This is a genomic window from Psychrobacter sp. 1U2, from assembly GCF_051847575.1.
Genome location: NZ_JBPYDC010001226.1, coordinates 1 through 661, shown reverse-complemented (window position 1 = coordinate 661; position 661 = coordinate 1). Strand labels below are relative to the sequence as shown.

General features: G+C 40.2%; 2 protein-coding genes. Both read left to right on the top strand.

Translation table 11 applies throughout. The features are described 5' to 3' along the window. The coding region (gene tssK, locus ACS8FD_RS21345) for a type VI secretion system baseplate subunit TssK (RefSeq protein WP_439277344.1) at positions 1-199 on the top strand (199 nt) is incomplete at its 5' end. A 127-nt stretch (positions 200-326) separates the two neighbouring features. Continuing rightward, positions 327-661: DotU family type IV/VI secretion system protein (locus tag ACS8FD_RS21340; protein ID WP_439277343.1), on the top strand; the 335-nt coding region annotated here is incomplete at its 3' end.

Sequence of the window (661 nt, the reverse complement as noted above, 5' to 3'; positions counted from 1 at the left end):
ATCAGCGCTGCCCGGTTCATCTGTCTCGCATGTGACTCAAGTACCTAGTGCGATACCTGTGCGGCCAGGATTTAGTTACTTTACCATTGAGCCTGTAGGTGAGCTGTATGATGAGATGATAAAGTCTGAATCTATCTGTATCTATGTGCCAAACGGTTTTGATGATTTAAAAATAGAGCTAATGGCTATCGTACAGTAGTGGATTTTAGAAGCTACTATCGAGCAGCGTTATAAATCGCTACTTGTGTATACACGTTAATTGATAGCTGTCGTTAATTAATATCTCCAAAACCAGTATTTTCAAAAATTAAGCATTAGGAACGATCATGTCAGAGAATAATTCAATTGGTTCTGCGCCCTCATTGTTAGATTCAGGTGAGGTGGCATCAAAGGTCTCAGCAATCGGTCTTGATAAACGCATCAGCAGCCAATCGCTGGTTGATATCATGTATGACGGCTTTTATTTAGTGTTCTTACTACGCAACCACTACTTTAGTACCGAACCACATAAGTTTCGTCAAAAGATATACGACTTCCTAGATAAATTTGAGATAAATGCGCGCAAAAAAGGCTTTTTATCAGAAGATATTCATGAAGCCAAGTACGCTTACTGTGCGCTGATTGATGAGACCATCATGACCTCGCAGGAGCCAGAATTTCA